Below are 17,277 nucleotides of genomic sequence, written 5' to 3' on the forward strand. Positions count from 1 at the left end.
CCAATTATATAATATCTCTATACACGGCGGTACAATTTCCACCAAACACACTAAAAATCAGCGGTAACTGCACAGTAGTTATTGTAACATGAACTTTATTCCTGATTAACTCTTTAGGCTTGTCCTCTTCCTTATTTAAGTTTGATGCCCGTCTTTCTTAAGGATGCAAGAATATCATCATTTACACCACAATTTTCCAAATAAATAATTTTTTTAGCACGTGTCTGATGCTTAAAAGCGTACTCTGCTTTCAGAGCCAGCGTTTTTTCCTGAAAAATTTCATAATGTATAATCTTAACCGGATGTCTTTTTTTAACTCGTGTGTATTTCGCACCGTGTCCAGTATTGTGTGCAATCAGACGCTTTTTCAAGTTTGTTGTAAATCCTCCATACAAGGTTCCATCAGCACACAATAGAACATAAAAAAAATACTTTTTATTCTGCTTTTTTTCCTCCATACAAAATCTCCTGTACAAATGATCCATATTGGTCATCTTCATTGTATACCGTTATTGGTGGCAAAAAGCGAATTCCTTGCCGATGTCCATCCTTAATAGCTTCGACCAAAATCATGTTGGCTTCACGCTCTTTTTTAGGATAAACTAATTGAATTTTTTTAGGTGCTAGCCTATTTTTCTGAAGAAGTGTCAAAAGTTCTAAAGAACGTTCTGGACGATGAACAAAATATGCTTTTCCATTCATTTTCAATAAACCACTAGCAATTTCGACAATTTTTTCCAAGTTAACCGTGATTTCATGCCGCGCAATTGCAAAGTAAGGATTTTCATTTTTTTTACTATCATTCAAATTTGGAAAATACGGCGGATTACAAGTAATTGTATCGAACGAATCTTTTCTCAAATAATTATACGCATCCGCTAAATCAATATTCAGAACTTCCATTTGATTAGTATGTTCATTCAGCTTAATGCTGCGTTTGGCCATATCAGCCAAACGCTCTTGAATCTCAATTTCAACGATATGCGCTTTTGTTTTAGAACTTAAAAAAAGTCCAACTGCACCATTTCCAGCGCAAAGATCCGCTACCCGCCCACTCCCTTTTTTGATCGGCTCTGCAAAGTTTGCTAATAAAACCGCATCTAATGAGAAGGAAAAGACTTCCGCACTTTGAATTATTTTGACATCATTTGAATATAGCATATCAATTCTTTCATTTTTGTTTAAACACATTTTTTTGACCTAACCTTATTTGGACTTGCAACCAGCTCGAAACTTATGCAATACTAATCACTGAAATATCTTAATTCAGAAAGGAATGTCATCGTGATGTTCTATTCATTTGTTCGTGTTGTTGCACGCTGTTTTCTTTTTTTAATTCATGGTAACGTACGTTACCAAAATAAGGAAAAACTTCCGGCTGGTAACTATATTTTAGTTGGTCCGCACCGCGCGTGGTTTGACATGATTTACTTTGCGCTTGCTGCCTCACCCAAGAAATTTTCCTTTATGGCAAAATCAGAATTATTCAAGAATCCAATTCTACGCTTTATTTTAGTTCATGCCAATGCTTTTCCTGTCGATCGCAAACATCCTGGTCCATCTGCAATCAAAACACCAGTTAAATGGCTCAAGCAGCGTGACCTTTCATTGATTATGTTTCCATCAGGTACACGACATTCGCAAAAATTAAAAGGCGGTGCACTCCTTATCGCCAAATTGGCTGGAGTTCCACTTGTTCCGGCTGTCTATCAAGGTCCTCCGACCTTCAAACAGCTTTTTCTGCGCAAACGTGTGACAATTTCATTCGGCGATCCCGTATATATTGGTCGTAAAGAACGGCTGACCGATGAAGGACAGCAAAAAATTCTCAAAAAATTGCACACTACTTTTGATGAGTTAGATAAAGAAATTGATCCGACATATCAGTACATTGATCCTAAAACAATAAAGAAATAAAAAAAGAGCTCCGTAACGGAGCTTCTTTTTTATTTCTTTTTCTTATTTTGTGCCTTCATTGCATTCATCATCTGATGTAGCTTCTTTTCTGATGGTTTTTGACCCATTTGCAACATCATTGCTTTCATCATATTCTCGTCAATTGGAGGATTTTTCTTCAAGTAGTTTTCCATGTACTTGCGCGCCGCAAAAAAGCCGCCAGCAAAACCCACGACCAATGCAAGAATTGCAATTAATACCCAGATCGTCGTTGACATCAACAATTGCTCCTTTCAAGTCACCTCTTCCTTAATTCTACACAACTACCCCAAAAAAATAAAGGACATATCTTAAAATATAAAAAAACTAATTATCACGCAAACCTTTTTTGCGCTGAATTTTTTTTACTTTTTCAGGTGTTACCTCATTTCCTTTTTTATCGAAAATTTGCATCATTTCTATGTTACTTCTAAATGTTTCGCGAAATAGTGCCAGATATGTTTCGCGAAGACTTTTTTGTTCTTCTAGTTCTACTTCCGAAAGACCGCTTTCTTTTTTCTTTTTTGATAATTCATTAATACGGTCAATCAATTTTTGTGGTATTTTTTCTGCCATTACTAATTCACTCCTAGTTCTGCTTTAGTTTTGATAAAGAACATCATACAAGAAAAAGAGCTGATCTTCAAATAATCAATACGAACATTTGTTTGTAACCGTAACATTTATGTGCTAGAATTTAAATATTAACTTAGTAATTGGGGTGTCATAAATGACAAAGGCTTCTGAAAAAAGGCAAATGGCTGTTCTACACTTCATATATGAACGAGTCAACGAAAAGGGGTATCCACCAACAGTTCGCGAGATCTGTCAAGCAGTTGATCTTTCTTCAACTTCAACTGTCCATGGACACCTTGCACGATTAGAGAAAAAAGGATTTCTTCAAAAAGATCCAACCAAACCGCGTGCAATTGAATTAACTGCGGCTGGTCTGGAGGCACTCGGAATTCAGGAACATGCGGATTCCATTCCAGTTTTAGGAACCGTAACTGCGGGTGCACCCATTCTAGCCGTTGAGGAAGCAACAGAATATTTCCCATTACCTCCAAATATGGAATCGGCAGATGATCTCTTCATGTTAACTATACGCGGAAAAAGCATGATTAACATTGGAATTTTAAATGGTGATAAGGTTATTGTTAGAAAACAGCGCTATGCCGACAATGGTGATGTTGTAATCGCAATGACTGAGGAAAATGAAGCAACATGCAAGCGTTTCTTCAAAGAAGATGATCATATCCGGTTACAACCTGAAAATGATACAATGGATCCAATTATTTTGGACTCCGTACTAATTCTTGGCAAAGTAATTGGTCTATATCGTAACTTTCTTTAGTAATAATATAAAACCTGTTCTAAAAAACTAGAATTATAGGGTGAAACTCAATAAGAATTCAAACCAATTGAGTATTATCCGTATAATTCTAGTTTTTTTGCATTTTTTCAGCACGTTTCTTTTTCAATTCATTCGACATCTTCAACAATTCTTCAGCATGTTCAAGTGTTAATTTAGTTATCGTTGTCCCTGCAAGCATACGTGCAAGCTCATTTACACGTTCATGCATACTCATCTTTTTGATAGTTGTCTCGGTTCTTCCGTCCACAGTATGTTTAGCAAGGAAATAATGATGATCACTAATTGCCGCCACCTGTGGCAGATGTGTAATACATAAAACTTGCGAATGAGATGCTATTTGACTTATTTTTTCGGCTATCGCCTGCGCAACACGACCACTAACTCCCGTATCAACTTCATCGAAAATAATACTGGTAACCCCTTGAGTCTGAGCAAAAATAGTTTTCAATGCAAGCATAATTCGAGACAACTCACCCCCTGAAGCAATTTTGGCTAGAGGGCCCATTGTTTCACCAGGATTAGTTTGTATATAAAATTCAACCTCATCTATACCTTCGCGTCCAAGTTCATTTTTCGAACGTTTAAACTTCACCTCAAACAACGCTTTATCCATAAAAAGTTCTTTTAGTTGCTGATGAACATCCTTTTGCAATTTTTTAGCTGCTTCATGCCTTTTGACTGACAACTTATTTGCAAGCTGTTTAGCCGCTTCAAATGCAGACAACACAGCTTCTTTTTGTTGTTCACTGTTATTTTCAGTTTTTTGCATCTCAGATAACTCGTGAGTAATTTTTTGCTGATATTTAAGGACCTGTTCAATTGAATCACCATATTTGTGCTCTAATTGGTGAATCAACTCCAATCGCTGAACAAGCTCATTTAGACGATCCTCATCCCATTCCATCATATCTAGTTCACCTGAGATTTCATGTACAGCATCTTGAAGTGCATAAAAAGCATTTGCAAATCCTTCGCTGATTGCCTGCAATTTATCCGAATAAGAGGCAATATTGTTTAATTCCTCCATTGCTCCCCCAATCTGCCCTAATGTATCAGTTGTTTCACCAGATAACAATTGATAACTTCTCAGCAAAGCACTTCGGATCGTCTGATAATTTTCCAGCTGACTTTTTTCAGTACTTAATTTTTCCTCCTCGCCAATTTTTAGATCGGCATCTTCGATTTCCTTAACTTGAAATTTTAACATATCAAGTCTCTGAACCCATTCTTTTTCATTTGTTTCTTTTTTCTCCAAAGCAGTTTTCAAAGAACCATACTTTTGAAAAGCCTGTAGATACTGTTTCTTTAAAGAAGCAAAAGAAGGTATATACTCATCAAGAAGAAATATATGTCGCTCTGTCTTCATCAACTCTTGGTGCTCATTTTGTCCATGAATATCAATCAGCTTTTCACCAACTTGTCTAAGCACTGATAAGTTAACAAGTATTCCATTGATTCGACAAACACTTCGACCATTGCGATAAAGGTCGCGCTGCAAAATTAGACCATCATTTTCGTGCTCAATACCTATTTCATCCAGTAATGTATTCAGTGCATCATCCGTTGAAAGGGTAAAAAGCCCCTGCAACATCGATTTACTTGCACCTTTACGGATAAATTCTTGTGACCCGCGACCCCCGGCTAAAAGCCCCAGTGCATCAATTACAATTGATTTACCAGCTCCTGTTTCACCCGTTAAAACCGTCATTCCTGTTCGAAAATCAATATCCATCTTTTCAATAATCGCAAAATCCCTAATCGTGAGTTCCTGTAACATTGAACCATCCCTTTTACCCCAATTAAAGGGTAACCATAATCTTTTAAATACCAAACAAAATATTATTCTGTCATTTCCAATAATATTTTTTGTACCTCATGTGTTTTTTCAGTCGTAGCAGCTATGACCAGCACTGTATCATCATCCCCAATTGTACCAAAAATTTGTTCCATTTTGAGCTGATCTATCAAACTTGCTACAGCAGGTCCGTTTCCTGGCAAAACCTTAATCAAAAAAAACTCATTCTGAATTCTGGAGGAAACATATGAATCATGTAGTGTGTGTCTTAATTTTTTTTCCGCATCCATCTTTTTTTCTGTTGGCATACTATACTGATAATTTCCCTTAGGTGAAGGTAGTTTAATTAGCTGCATTTCTTTAATATCACGTGAGATGGTAGCTTGTGTTACTTCAATTCCCTGTTCTCTTAAAAGTTTTACAATATCTTCCTGCCGATCAATACTATTTTGCTGTATTAGCGTTCTTATTGCTTTTTGTCTATCTTGCTTTCGCATCACAGTCACCAACTTCTAAAAATAATATTCGCATTTATCCTTAATGATAGCCTATATTGTATAAATATTAAAGAATAATTGTATTTTATAACTAAAGCTGTTTCATTTCAGAGTTGCATATGCCGATTCGAGTACCCCATCAATATCTATTTGTTCGTCAAGGTGAACATTCTGCACCACACTACGCAGATGAACGAGAAATTCAATATTGCCTTCACCACCAGTAATGGGTGAAAAATCAAGTCCACAAACATTATATCCATGCTCTGATGCAAAAGACAGAATTTTATTCAAAACGTTTTTATGCACCTTTTTATCACGAACTATACCATGTTTACCAACATTTTCTTTTCCAGCTTCAAATTGAGGTTTAATCAATGCAACAACATCTCCACCAGGCGTCAGTATTTCATGAAGTGCCGGTAAAATCAGCTCAAGCGAAATAAAAGAAACATCAATTGTTGCAAAATCCGGCTGTCCATGCGTAAAATCTTCTAACTTGCTGTAGCGAAAATTGGTGTTTTCCATGACCACAACATGCGGATCTTGGCGTATTTTCCAAGCTAACTGATTTGTCCCAACATCCAATGCGTAACTCATTTTAGCCTTATTCTGTAAAGCCACATCCGTAAAACCACCGGTCGATGAACCAATGTCTAGCACCGTTTTACCCTTGATATCTAAATCAAACACCTTCAATGCCTTATCAAGTTTAAAACCACCTCGACTGACAAAAGGCATTTTAACACCCTTAAAATGAAGTTTGGTTGCTTCATCAATTTTCATTCCCGGCTTATCAAGCCGTTCTTCATTCTTACCTAATATTTCGCCTGCCATTACTGCTCTTTTAGCTTGTTCACGTGTAGCAAATAATCCTTGCTTAACTAATAAAACATCAACACGTTCTTTTTTCATTTATTTTTCCTTCTCGCAAAATAATCTAAAAAGCCACTCAACAATTCAGTTTTCATGCCCAACTGTCCCAGAGACTTTAAACTGCACTGAGCTTTGAACAAGGCCTCATTTAGTTGATGGTATGCTCCATCAAGTCCCATCAGTTCCGGATATGTATTTTTATGCTCAAACTGATCTTTATGGACAGCTTTCCCCAACTGTTTTTCAGTCGAGACAACATCCAAGATGTCATCATAAATCTGAAAAGCCAGTCCAAAGGCCATAGCGAACTGATGTATTTCTTTCTGCTGCTCAGTTGATACGCCGCCTAAAAGACTGCCGGCATCACAAGCATAAGCAATTAGGGCACCCGTTTTACGCTGGTGAAGTAATTGCAACTCTGCAAGTGTAAGATGCTTTTTTTCACCTTCAATATCTGCAACCTGTCCGCTAACCATACCTTGCGGTCCTGCAGCTTTAGCCAGCGCCGTCATCAATTTGGCTTTTATGCTGTCATTCAGCTTAGTATTCCCAATACATTCAAACGCTGTCGTCAACAAACCATCTCCTGCCAAAACTGCAATCGCTTGACCAAATTTTTTATGATTTGTCAATTGTCCTCGTCGAAGATCATCATTATCCATTTCAGGAAGATCATCATGTATCAATGAATAAGTATGCAATAATTCCAGACTGCCAGCAACTGCATAAACGTCTTCATCTATCTTTCTCTTTGTTTCGTTGCAAATAGCGAGGATCAACATCGGTCTGATTCTTTTTCCTCCTGCAGAAACCGAGTAAAACATAGCATCTTTAAGCGTCTGTTCGCCATTCAAACGTGATAGATACATTTCGAGATATTTATTAAGATGTGTAAGGTGCTGTTCTTGAAAATGTTCAAACTCACTCTTCATCGTTATCATCCCGTTCAAATTTTTCTTCATTTCCATTTTGATCCATTACTTTAGTCAGTGTTTTCTCTGCATTCTCAAGTTTTGCTTGTAATTCCTTGCTAAGTTTCATTCCACGTTGAAATTTTTCAAGTGACTTCTCTAAAGGAATGTCACCTTGCTCTAATTTTTGCACAATTTCTTCAAGTTCATTTAAATTCTCTTCAAAAGTTGGTTTATCGGTCATTATCCTGCTCCTCCTTGATTTCCTTTATTTCGGCTGTAGCATTACCATCTGCAAAATGAATTTCAATTTGCTGTTTCTTCGTTAAGTGTTTCACCGATTTAATAACATGCTTGTCCTGTGAAACATAACTGTAACCACGTGTCATAATTTTTAAAGGGCTCAGCATATCCAGACTGACAATTGCGGCTTTAACCCGCTGTTCCTTCTGTTCAAGAAATGTCATTTCTGCTTTACGGAGTCTTTCTTGCAAATATTCAATCTGCTTCTCATTTAACCGTACACTTTCGATAGGCGCAGCCTCGCGCAAACGGGACAGCACCCGTGCAAAGCGCCGCTCATGTACCGAAACTATTGCTTGAGCAGCTTGTCCAGCTCTTTTATCAAAATAGTCAAGCTTCTGCAAGTAACCTTCATATAATCGTTCGGGCTGTTGAAAAACATAGGAAGAACGCAACTTCAACAATTGTTGTTCTTTTATTTTTAATTCAGCTTTAAAAGCTTGATATAACCTCATCTTGACTTGATTTATTTTTAAAAGTTCATCATTCAGCACTGGAACAGCTAACTCAGCAGCAGCCGTTGGGGTGGCTGCTCTAACATCTGCCACCAAATCAGCAATTGTCGTATCTGTTTCATGGCCGACAGATGAGATAACCGGTATATCGCAATCATAAATAGCACGTGCCACCATTTCCTCATTAAAAGGCCACAGGTCCTCAATCGAGCCACCCCCACGTCCAATTATTAAGATATCAAAATTATTTGAACGTTCAACAGTATGAATTTTCTCCACGATGTCAGCTGCCGCACTTTCTCCTTGAACAAGCGCTGGAAACAATACCAGCTGTGCAATAGGATATCTTCTTCTGACAGTTGTCATAATGTCTTTAATTACCGCACCAGAACGACTCGTAATCACAGCTATTCGTTGCGGAAAAAGAGGTAGTTTTCGCTTGGGAGCGGAAAAAAGTCCCTCGGCCGCAAGTTTCTTTTTTAACTGCTCATAAGCTTGGTACAAAGCTCCCACACCATCTGGTTCCATTTTTTCAACATAGATCTGGTAATTTCCGGTTGCTTCATAAAGTGAAATTCGTCCAACAACTAAAACTTTCATTCCTTCTTCGGGCCGAAACTTTACTTTTTCAAAAGATGAACGAAACATAATAGCACTAATCTTAGCGCGCTCATCCTTCAAACTGAAATATTGGTGGGCATTGGGACGCATTCGAAAATTTGAGATTTCCCCCGTAAGATAGACACGTCCTAAATAAGGATCTGCATCAAACTTGCGCTTTAAGTACTTTGTTAAAGCACTAACCGTTAGATACTTTTCTGTTGCCAATCTGTACACCTCGTTCTGCAAATTTAACAGTCTGTTCCATCAACATAGCGATTGTCATTGGGCCAACACCTCCTGGGACAGGCGTTATATAAGAAGCTACTTCGGATACTCCTTTTTGCTCAACATCACCAACTAGTTTCCCTTTATCATTTCGATTCATTCCAACATCAATTACAACTGCTCCTGGTTTTACATCATTTTTCTTTATAAAAGCAGCATGTCCAACAGCAGCGATCAAAATATCGGCTTGCCGTGTGAATTCAGAGAGATTCTTTGTCTTACTGTGTGTTATCGTCACGGTAGCGTCATTATTCAGCATCATTGCAGCCATTGGTCGGCCGACAATATTACTGCGACCCACTATCACAACATTTTTCCCTGCGATCGGCAGTTCATATTTTTCAAAAAATTTCATAATTCCATGCGGAGTACATGGTAGTGAGTGCGGATTATTCATAAACAAATGTCCAATATTTACAGGATGAAAACCATCGACATCCTTTTCTGGCGCTATCGCACATGTTACTTTTTCTTCACTTATCTGTTTAGGCAAAGGTAGTTGAACAAGTATTCCGTGAATAGAATCATCTTCATTATATTTTCTTACCTGCAGGAGCAGTTCTTTTTCAGTAATATCCTGCGCAAGTTTTATATCAATTGTCTCAATCCCAATTTTTTCCGCAGCACGATGTTTATTGTGAACATACACTTTGCTCGCTTCATCTTCACCTACTAAAATCACTGCTAATTTAGGCGTAATTCCCTTTTCCTTCAATACCGTAACTCTCTGTTTTAACTTATTGCGAATTTCTTTGGATAATTCTTTTCCATCCAGCAGTTTTGCGACCATTTTATTCATCCTCATCATTATTTACTTAAAGTATATTCTAGCATATCTTCTTTTCTTTCTATAGACCAATCCAGTTCATTTAAAAAAACCAAATGAAATAAGCGATCAAGACTCACATTTTCAGTAGTCTTAACCGCTCATTAAAAAAATTAATAGTCTATACACAAATTTAGTAGATTATTCTGCATCATTTTGTTTCTCTGTTATCAAATTTGAGAGAACACCATTTATAAAACGACGTGATTTTTCATCACTGAATTCCTTTGATAACTGCAAGGCTTCATTAATCGCAACTTTTTTAGGTACTCCATCTTCAAACTGGGCCTCATAGATTGCAATACGTAAAATAAGCAGGTCTGTTTTATTCAAACGTGAAATACTCCATTTATTGCTTAAATGAGATGTGATAACCTGATTAAGTTCCTCTTTTTTAGATACTACACCATTCACCAGTTCAGTTAAATATACTGGAATTACACCAATGTCATTAGCTTCACTTTCACTCTGAATTTGGGTATACAGTTCTTCTATATTCGTCTCCGGATTGCTTTCAAGTGCAAACAATATTTGAAAAACAATGCGTCGAATAGTATGTCTTGTCATGCTCACTTATTGTCACCATTTTCTTCACCAAACAAGTCGTCTGGATCCACACTCTGAGTTTGTTTTTCAGGAACTACACCTTGAACGTAAACATCGACTGTTTCGAGCTCCAATCCTGTCATGAACAGCAACTGCTGTTTAACTTTTTCTTGGATTTCCAACGCCACTTTAGGAACAGAAACACCATAATCAAGAAAAGCATAAATCTCTACACTTAATGTATCACCATCTTGCTCGAGCTTAATGCCTTTACCACGACTCTTGCGGCCGAATAACTCATTCAAGCTGCTTGCCAATGAGCCTCTCATCGAATAAACACCTTCGACTTGTTTGGCCGCAATTCCCACTATAATCTCGATAACTTCAGGTGCAACTTCTATCTGACCCAGTGCAGGTTTTTGACTTGCTAAAACAATACTCTTACTCTCAGCCATCGATAGTACCTCCTTTAAACTTTAGGCACGGGAAATGTAACTTCCATCTTGCGTGTTGATCGTTAAAACATCACCCTCGTTGACGAAAAAGGGAACCTGTACAATCAGTCCTGTTTCCAACGTTGCAGGCTTTGACCCGCCTGAAGCTGTATCGCCTTTAATTCCTGGTTCAGTTGAACTAACTGTTAAATCAACCGTATTAGGAAGATCTACCCCTAATGTTTCATTACCGTACATAATAATGCTGACAAGCATATTTTCCTTCAAGTAGTTCAATTCATTTTTGATTTTCTCTTCTGGAAGTTCCAATTGCTCGTATGTCTCTGTATCCATGAAAACATAGCTTGTACCATCGGCATATAAATATTGCATCTTACGGTTATCAATCTGTGCACGTTCAACTTTTTCACCCGCACGGAAAGTTTTTTCCTGAACAGCTCCTGTCCGTAAGTTTTTAAGCTTTGAACGTACAAATGCACTGCCCTTTCCCGGTTTGACATGTTGAAATTCGACAACGCGCCAAAGTTCACCATTCACTTCAATGGTCAATCCATTTTTAAATTCGTTTACTGAAATCATAATGTTCCTCCTACAAATCTCTGAGTCATTTACTCTTTTAAATTCTCTCTATTAGAAAGATTTAAGTGCATTCTCAGATTCAATTGATTACAGTTAATAATATCAATAAAAACCCTTGAAATGCAAGTCTATCCTTCAATCTCTAGATAGTTGCGTTCAAAATCCGTTAAAATTTCATAACCGTTATCTGTGACTAAGATATCGTCTTCAATTCTGATGCCACCAGTACCAGGAACATAGATACCTGGTTCGATCGTAATAACTTGTCCTGCCTGAAGCTTATTCGTAAAATTCTTACCGATATTAGGCAATTCATGGATTGACAAACCAATTCCGTGACCCATCCCATGATTGAAAAAAGCGCCAAAACCATTTTCTTCAATGTAAGTACGCCCAATTAAATCCAACTCCTGACCTGAAATACCTTCGCAAACAGCCGAAATCGTTTTTTGTTGAGCTCGTAAAACAACATCGTACATTTTTTTGACCTCAGCAGATTGCGGACCAAGCGCAAAAGTCCGTGTCACATCGGAAGTATATCCTTGATAGTAATAACCGAAATCAAGGGTCAGAAGATCAGCCAATGTAATCCGGCGAAAAGATGCAACAGCATGTGGCCATGCCGTCCTCTCTCCACTTGCCACTATCGTTGGAAAAGAACTTTCACTGGCGCCATTTTGTTTCATATAATTATCAATCCAATTCGCCAATTCAAGTTCAGTACAGCCTGGTTTTACCACCTCTAAAAACGCGCGGTAACATCTGCCTGCTAATGCCGCTGCTTTTTTGATACTTTGAATCTCGACAGGTTCTTTAACTGAACGTAAATTTTCAATTACATTTTCCAGCGGAATAATGTCACAAACTGCAGTTTCATCTAAGTAATCGTACTGTCGGTACGATAGCGTATCTTCAAACCCCATAGCGACTAATCCCAACTTCTCAGCCAAGTCACATGCTGTTCCAATGTAGTCGCGGCTGATCATGATCTTCCAACCCGTCAACTCTTTTTGGACCTGCTGTTCAAAGCGGCTGTCCGTTATTAGATACTGTTCCTCATTTGTTAGCAACAAAACTCCTGCATCGCCAGTAAAACCGCTTAGGTAAAAAATATTCACCGGATCCGTTACCATAAAAGAATCGAGACTCATCTGCTCCAGCCGAACCAATAATTTCGTGATTCTTTTAGTATTCACCGAATCATCTCCTATAAAACAGTTATGAAAAAACAAAAAAGACCAACACAAAACGTTTTGTCTCGCATTGGTCTTATAATGAAACATAATTATCTTATTCAGCTACTGGGTAAACTGACACTTGTTTCTTGTCGCGACCTTTACGTTCGAAACGAACAACGCCGTTAACTTTAGCAAACAATGTGTCGTCACCACCCAAACCAACGTTCACACCTGGATAAATACGTGTTCCGCGTTGACGATAAAGGATAGAACCACCTGTAACAACTTGTCCATCAGCACTCTTTGCGCCTAAACGCTTAGATTCTGAGTCACGACCGTTAGCTGTGGAACCACCACCCTTTTTATGAGCAAAGAATTGTAAGTTCATTAACATAGTTAAGTGCACCTCCCTGTATTCAATCGGTTATTTTAATGTAATTAGCGTAATTTTTTTCTATATCCTGCAAACCAAGTTTGAGGTTGGCCAATAATAATTGAGCATCGCTATTGTTCAACTCTTGCGAGTTCAGTTCAACTCTCAGATGGCCTCCTTCCTCCTCATTTGCATCAACCTTGGGATCGGTGTGTGCAAGCTTTTCCAGCCCATTGATCGTACTGATCGCCAATGCTGAAACAGCTGCACAGACAATGTCCTGTCCATATACACCAGAATCTGCATGACCTGTGATCTCAAAGCCACGCTTATTCTGTCCGGTTTCAAAGAAACGGACTTTTATCATCTCCAAGGCCTCACTTTCATCAATAACTAAGCGTTGATAGCATCAATGACAACCTTTGTGTATGGTTGACGATGTCCTTGCTTTGTATGTGAATGTTTCTTTGCCTTGTACTTGAAAGTAACAACTTTCTTAGCACGGCCTTGCTTTTCAACTGTTCCTGTAACACTGGCACCATCAACGAATGGTTTACCAATAACAGTCTTATCTCCACCAACTAAGACAATATGATCAAAAGTAACCTTTTCACCTGCGTCGGCAGCAAGTTTTTCAATATAGATAGCTTGTCCAGCCTCTACCTTTAATTGTTTACCACCTGTTTCAATAATTGCGTACATTTGTGCACCTCCTTATAATTTCTTAGACTCGCCGTAATGTAGTGACCCAAGATAATAATCTCAGGTTCTTAAACTTAAAACGTGCGGTTGCAGTTGTGGCATGCACAAATACAACACTCAAATGATAGCAAAAAACAAGCGAATCGTCAATCTTTTTTACTAATTCATTTACCGTTTCCAAAAGTCTATAATTCTTACAGTCAAAAAAGCCAAGATGCCCTGAGGCACCTCAGCTATTAATGCCGTAATGGCGCGGGAGAGATTCGAACTCTCGACCGTCCGCTTAGAAGGCGGATGCTCTATCCAGCTGAGCTACCGAGCCATAAACAACACTAACTATTATAGGATGACTCCACCTATGTTGTCAAAACTTTTTTTGAAAATATTCTTATTTTATTAACAATCTATAAATAAGCATTATAATTGAAATGTTTATGTAATCATGTGATAATATTGTAAATGAAATGTAATATAAAAAAAGGGATGGTTTGAATGATACAATTTTTAGCACTTATAGGTATTTTGCTCCTCGCTGGTATTATTCAGCTTTATGACAACCAGCGCAAAACTCGCAGCGGCTATAAGCATTTCAAGAATGATGTACGACAAGACAAACTTTTGGGTAAATAGCATTGCTTTCCTGAGGCTTGTGGCACTTAACTCTGGATTAATTGTGTATTATTATAAGTAATAATTTAAAGTGTCAGCTGCTTTTATAAACTAAATAGCTGTGCGAAAAAGCTACAACCGGTATGATGGTTGCAGCTTTTTTGATTTTTTGTAACTGTTGATTTAGCAATTAAATTTTAGTACTTGGACAGTTAACAACTGTACACTTACCATTTACACCAGAATTTGAATTAGCAAGTTTTACATCGTTGGGATATTGGTCACAATATTTAATTTCAACTTAACTTGTTTAACAGTTAATTTTAGAGAGCAATGCTCAGCAAGCATTTTTTCACTAATCAGCTCAATTTTTGTTAAAAAAGACACAAAAAAAGATACTCTACCGTAAATTAAACTTCGATATAGTATCCCTTTTAAATACCGTGCTGCATAAGTCAGTCACGCTTACATAATTCAAGCTTTTTATTAGCTGGACAAATTTCCAAATTTTTCAAAATACTTCTCTTCAATCTGTGTGGGTGTATACCCCAGTTCAACCAAACCAAATTTGATCAAAATATGCCAAGCATGCAAAAAAGGTTCACTTTGCCGCTCAAAAAAGCTTTTATTCAACTGCTGTTGCAGAATCATGAACAACTTTGCAAATGAGTGACTCGTCCATTTATGTCTCATACGGTCAGTTTCTTCATCCGAAAGTAGCATCAAGTATGTCCACTTTTGATGGTTACCCACTCTGCAGAATGCACATAGAACATCACAATAACTTGCAAGTAGCTCTGTACCTTCCATTTTCTTGGCTGTTTTTGAAAAAAGAACTGCCAGTGCGCTGTTTAACTCAATATACAAAACCGCTGCTTTTTCTTCGTCTGTAAACTTTCCAGCCAGCGATCCATCTTCAAAATGCCGCGCAGTATCAATCATTTCTTTTATCTGCAAGTTCAGATCTCTCCTTTATTCTTAGTTAAAATATAACGAATCAGACCTTACTTCCAAATCAGACAAGTTATCAAGATACCATTTCCTGACAAATTGATATTGAAGCAGAATATCAAACCATGAAACTTGATGTTCAGCGTCGTTTACCTTGATTGCCCATTCAGGCACGCCTGTATTATTCTGAATACTCTTGTCGAATAAAGTAACAACAGTTCCCTCATTCAGATTCAAGATAGCCTCATTATGTGCACCAACTTTAAGCATCCTGCCACCCTCAGCAGCCATCACAAACAATTGGTCAATGACACTATGCTGAATCTGAGGATTCGACAATTCATAGACTGCACTATTAGACGGATCTAACAAGTTAAAGTCAACATCAAAACCGTAATCCTCCTTGAAAAAGCGACCGATATTCAATAAATAAGTTTCAAAACTCTTAATAGCCTCAGGCAGAATTTTATCCGGATAATCTACAAGCAGCAGTTGAACAAGGGACCGGCTATTGAAACGAACAATATTTTTATGAAAATTCAAATAAAAGAGAATTTCACCAGAATTTTTTTCCGTATAATAGGCCCCATCAGTTGTTCCTTTTTCAAGTTGAAATGCAAAATAGCCATGTGTATTTATTCCTGGAAATTCATGGTACAATTCGCGATTTCTATCCGACGACTGTAAGATTACCTTCTCGCTATTATGTAATTCCAGTAAACGATTCAAGAAAATCAAATAAAAATCAGCTCGACTGTATTGTTGTGGAAACACAAGATAAGAATTATCTAGCTGGAAGTTAACAAGTTTCAATGCTGCTTCAAATAATGTTTGTGGTTCTTTCGTTTGGACTAGCTGTTCTAGAAGTTGTGTAAACCGAATGCCATTATGCAGGCTGTCTTTTAACTCTTGGTTATATGCAATTAAGCGACCAGTCGTACTTAAAGTTGCAGCACTTTCACGGACACTTGCCTCTTCATCTGTCTTTAAAATATTTTTTTCTTTTGGTTTGAAAGTGACTGTTTTCTGCTCAAAGTTTTCACTCATTGATCTTCACCCGCCCTTTTGTGGCGATTAAATCAGCGATGTAATCGCGATAAAGCGATGCATTGCGTGCGGTAAAGTTTTCAAAGCCGCCAAATTTGGCGACAATACTTTGTTTCTCGTAGCCAATCAGTGTGTCTTCTTTTGAAAGAGCTAATACTTTTTCTTCACTCTCACGAATAAGTTTGTACGCTTGCTGCGCTTTTTCGTCCTGATCAGTTAGAAAAGATAAACGTTCTACCAACTTCTGCTTGGCCTCTTTAGCCTTAGAAGCCTCCCATGGCAAAACTTTATCCTGTGCCAATTTTTTTAATTGAAGTCTAACTTTTTCTTTCTCTTGATCTCGACTATCCTGTGAGTCTATCAAAGATTGTAATTGATCTGTCTGTTGTGATATAGCCGCGATCTTATCGCTGTTTAATCTCTTTTTTTGTATCTCAAGCTTAAAAGCAAGCTCCAACTTTTTATATTCAGTTTGATCAAAGTTAAATCTTACTTTGAGAACATCTAAGGTTCCAAAAAGACGGCGATCCCACCAATTTCCAAAATAGAATTGAAAGTGCCCGAGGCTAGTCTGTTCAAAATAAAAAAAGGGATAGGTTTCATGGAGATATGCAATTAAGTTACCACTAAGATACTGACTAAGTTTATCTGAAATATCAATAACAAGCTGTTCATTCCTCTCATCTGAGGAGCCGTGCTTAGCCTGTTGAATTTCTTTAGAATAACGTTCACCATCTATTAATTGATAAATCAACCGATCATCTTGAGCCTGAATTGCCGCCGCCAAAGTCTGTAAATATCTTGCCTTATTCGCAACTGCCTTTGTCAATTCAGTCGTTGCAAGCACATGTTCTCGTTGTATTACACTATCCTGTATATTCGCCAAATCTATCTCCCCTTATCAACAACTACCTGTTTAAAGCCTACCTGATGCAAAAATGAGCAAAAGCGGCTCTTTTTGTGTTCAAAAAACAGC

General features: G+C 37.7%; 24 protein-coding genes, 1 tRNA gene and 1 other annotated feature. Of the genes, 3 read left to right on the forward strand and 22 right to left on the reverse strand.

The features are described 5' to 3' along the window. Positions 1–131: 131 nt before the first annotated feature. Together FD20_RS03275 and FD20_RS03280 are read right to left on the reverse strand one after the other, a co-directional pair. The gene (locus FD20_RS03275) at positions 132–458 is read right to left on the reverse strand and encodes a GIY-YIG nuclease family protein (protein ID WP_057736157.1); all 327 of its coding nucleotides are present in this window, start codon (positions 456–458) and stop codon (positions 132–134) included. Then, entirely contained in the window at positions 436–1,191 is a 756-nt protein-coding gene (locus FD20_RS03280) for a tRNA1(Val) (adenine(37)-N6)-methyltransferase (protein WP_057736158.1), read from the reverse strand. The genes FD20_RS03275 and FD20_RS03280 overlap by 23 nt, the downstream gene beginning before the upstream one ends. A gap of 96 nt (positions 1,192–1,287) precedes the next feature. Here FD20_RS03280 and FD20_RS03285 point away from each other — a divergent pair, with 96 nt between their 5' ends. Beyond that, the gene (locus tag FD20_RS03285; protein WP_057736159.1) at positions 1,288–1,917 is read left to right on the forward strand and encodes a lysophospholipid acyltransferase family protein; all 630 of its coding nucleotides are present in this window, start codon (positions 1,288–1,290) and stop codon (positions 1,915–1,917) included. Between the two features lie 29 nt (positions 1,918–1,946). Here the strand turns inward: FD20_RS03285 and FD20_RS03290 are convergent, their stop codons facing one another. Next, on the reverse strand, positions 1,947–2,174 hold the full coding sequence (locus FD20_RS03290) for a YneF family protein (protein WP_057736160.1): 228 nt from the start codon (positions 2,172–2,174) through the stop codon (positions 1,947–1,949). Between the two features lie 88 nt (positions 2,175–2,262). Further along, a complete protein-coding gene (locus tag FD20_RS03295; RefSeq protein WP_057736161.1) occupies positions 2,263–2,511 on the reverse strand; it encodes a DUF896 domain-containing protein in 249 nt (82 codons plus the stop codon). Between the two features lie 154 nt (positions 2,512–2,665). Here FD20_RS03295 and lexA point away from each other — a divergent pair, with 154 nt between their 5' ends. After that, a complete protein-coding gene (gene lexA, locus FD20_RS03300; protein WP_057736162.1) occupies positions 2,666–3,289 on the forward strand; it encodes a transcriptional repressor LexA in 624 nt (207 codons plus the stop codon). An 88-nt stretch (positions 3,290–3,377) separates the two neighbouring features. Here lexA and recN read toward each other — a convergent pair whose 3' ends face one another. From recN to FD20_RS03375, 15 genes are all read right to left on the reverse strand, one after another. Then, positions 3,378–5,087 carry a DNA repair protein RecN gene (recN, locus tag FD20_RS03305; protein ID WP_057736163.1) on the reverse strand — a complete coding sequence of 570 codons (1,710 nt, stop codon included), beginning with the start codon at positions 5,085–5,087 and terminating at the stop codon, positions 3,378–3,380. Between the two features lie 62 nt (positions 5,088–5,149). Further along, entirely contained in the window at positions 5,150–5,602 is a 453-nt protein-coding gene (argR, locus tag FD20_RS03310) for an arginine repressor (RefSeq protein WP_057736205.1), read from the reverse strand. Between the two features lie 102 nt (positions 5,603–5,704). Then, on the reverse strand, positions 5,705–6,517 hold the full coding sequence (locus FD20_RS03315) for a TlyA family RNA methyltransferase (protein ID WP_057736164.1): 813 nt from the start codon (positions 6,515–6,517) through the stop codon (positions 5,705–5,707). Beyond that, a complete protein-coding gene (locus FD20_RS03320; RefSeq protein WP_420864734.1) occupies positions 6,514–7,446 on the reverse strand; it encodes a polyprenyl synthetase family protein in 933 nt (310 codons plus the stop codon). Before FD20_RS03320 ends, FD20_RS03315 begins: the two co-directional genes overlap by 4 nt. Next, positions 7,400–7,633 (reverse strand): exodeoxyribonuclease VII small subunit, encoded by a 234-nt coding sequence (locus FD20_RS03325; protein ID WP_057736166.1) that lies wholly within the window; start codon positions 7,631–7,633, stop codon positions 7,400–7,402. Before FD20_RS03325 ends, FD20_RS03320 begins: the two co-directional genes overlap by 47 nt. Then, positions 7,623–8,975, reverse strand: coding sequence for an exodeoxyribonuclease VII large subunit (gene xseA / locus FD20_RS03330; protein WP_057736167.1), 1,353 nt, complete (start codon positions 8,973–8,975; stop codon positions 7,623–7,625). The genes FD20_RS03325 and xseA overlap by 11 nt, the downstream gene beginning before the upstream one ends. Beyond that, positions 8,947–9,825, reverse strand: coding sequence for a bifunctional methylenetetrahydrofolate dehydrogenase/methenyltetrahydrofolate cyclohydrolase FolD (gene folD, locus FD20_RS03335; RefSeq protein ID WP_057736168.1), 879 nt, complete (start codon positions 9,823–9,825; stop codon positions 8,947–8,949). Before folD ends, xseA begins: the two co-directional genes overlap by 29 nt. A 177-nt stretch (positions 9,826–10,002) precedes the next feature. Further along, positions 10,003–10,428 carry a transcription antitermination factor NusB gene (nusB, locus tag FD20_RS03340; RefSeq protein WP_057736169.1) on the reverse strand — a complete coding sequence of 142 codons (426 nt, stop codon included), beginning with the start codon at positions 10,426–10,428 and terminating at the stop codon, positions 10,003–10,005. A gap of 2 nt (positions 10,429–10,430) precedes the next feature. Then, entirely contained in the window at positions 10,431–10,862 is a 432-nt protein-coding gene (locus FD20_RS03345; protein ID WP_057736170.1) for an Asp23/Gls24 family envelope stress response protein, read from the reverse strand. Between the two features lie 21 nt (positions 10,863–10,883). Further along, a complete protein-coding gene (gene efp, locus FD20_RS03350) occupies positions 10,884–11,441 on the reverse strand; it encodes an elongation factor P (protein ID WP_057736171.1) in 558 nt (185 codons plus the stop codon). 128 nt (positions 11,442–11,569) lie between these two features. Continuing rightward, on the reverse strand, positions 11,570–12,637 hold the full coding sequence (locus tag FD20_RS03355; RefSeq protein ID WP_057736172.1) for a M24 family metallopeptidase: 1,068 nt from the start codon (positions 12,635–12,637) through the stop codon (positions 11,570–11,572). Positions 12,638–12,731: 94 nt separating this feature from the next. Continuing rightward, on the reverse strand, positions 12,732–13,007 hold the full coding sequence (gene rpmA / locus FD20_RS03360; protein WP_446197897.1) for a 50S ribosomal protein L27: 276 nt from the start codon (positions 13,005–13,007) through the stop codon (positions 12,732–12,734). A gap of 28 nt (positions 13,008–13,035) precedes the next feature. Next, positions 13,036–13,359 (reverse strand): ribosomal-processing cysteine protease Prp, encoded by a 324-nt coding sequence (locus FD20_RS03365; protein WP_057736173.1) that lies wholly within the window; start codon positions 13,357–13,359, stop codon positions 13,036–13,038. Positions 13,360–13,385: 26 nt separating this feature from the next. Continuing rightward, a complete protein-coding gene (gene rplU / locus FD20_RS03370) occupies positions 13,386–13,694 on the reverse strand; it encodes a 50S ribosomal protein L21 (RefSeq protein ID WP_057736174.1) in 309 nt (102 codons plus the stop codon). A 14-nt stretch (positions 13,695–13,708) separates the two neighbouring features. Further along, positions 13,709–13,793 (reverse strand) — a sequence feature (ribosomal protein L21 leader region). A 149-nt stretch (positions 13,794–13,942) separates the two neighbouring features. Then, positions 13,943–14,016 (reverse strand) — tRNA-Arg (locus tag FD20_RS03375). Positions 14,017–14,186: 170 nt separating this feature from the next. On the opposite strand from FD20_RS03375, the gene FD20_RS13265 reads away from it, so the two are divergent. Continuing rightward, positions 14,187–14,324, forward strand: a complete 138-nt coding sequence (locus FD20_RS13265; protein ID WP_157060833.1) for a hypothetical protein — start codon at positions 14,187–14,189, stop codon at positions 14,322–14,324. A 465-nt stretch (positions 14,325–14,789) separates the two neighbouring features. Here FD20_RS13265 and FD20_RS03380 read toward each other — a convergent pair whose 3' ends face one another. The 3 genes from FD20_RS03380 to FD20_RS03390 are packed head-to-tail and all read right to left on the reverse strand — an operon-like array spanning position 14,790 to position 17,187. After that, positions 14,790–15,260: a hypothetical protein gene (locus FD20_RS03380; RefSeq protein WP_057736175.1), complete on the reverse strand. Its 471-nt coding sequence runs from the start codon at positions 15,258–15,260 to the stop codon at positions 14,790–14,792. Between the two features lie 21 nt (positions 15,261–15,281). Continuing rightward, on the reverse strand, positions 15,282–16,301 hold the full coding sequence (locus FD20_RS03385; RefSeq protein WP_057736176.1) for a hypothetical protein: 1,020 nt from the start codon (positions 16,299–16,301) through the stop codon (positions 15,282–15,284). Continuing rightward, positions 16,294–17,187 (reverse strand): hypothetical protein, encoded by an 894-nt coding sequence (locus tag FD20_RS03390; RefSeq protein ID WP_057736177.1) that lies wholly within the window; start codon positions 17,185–17,187, stop codon positions 16,294–16,296. The genes FD20_RS03385 and FD20_RS03390 overlap by 8 nt, the downstream gene beginning before the upstream one ends. Positions 17,188–17,277: the final 90 nt, after the last annotated feature.

This window comes from Liquorilactobacillus uvarum DSM 19971 (assembly GCF_001434935.1).
Taxonomy (GTDB): Bacteria; Bacillota; Bacilli; order Lactobacillales; family Lactobacillaceae; genus Liquorilactobacillus; species Liquorilactobacillus uvarum.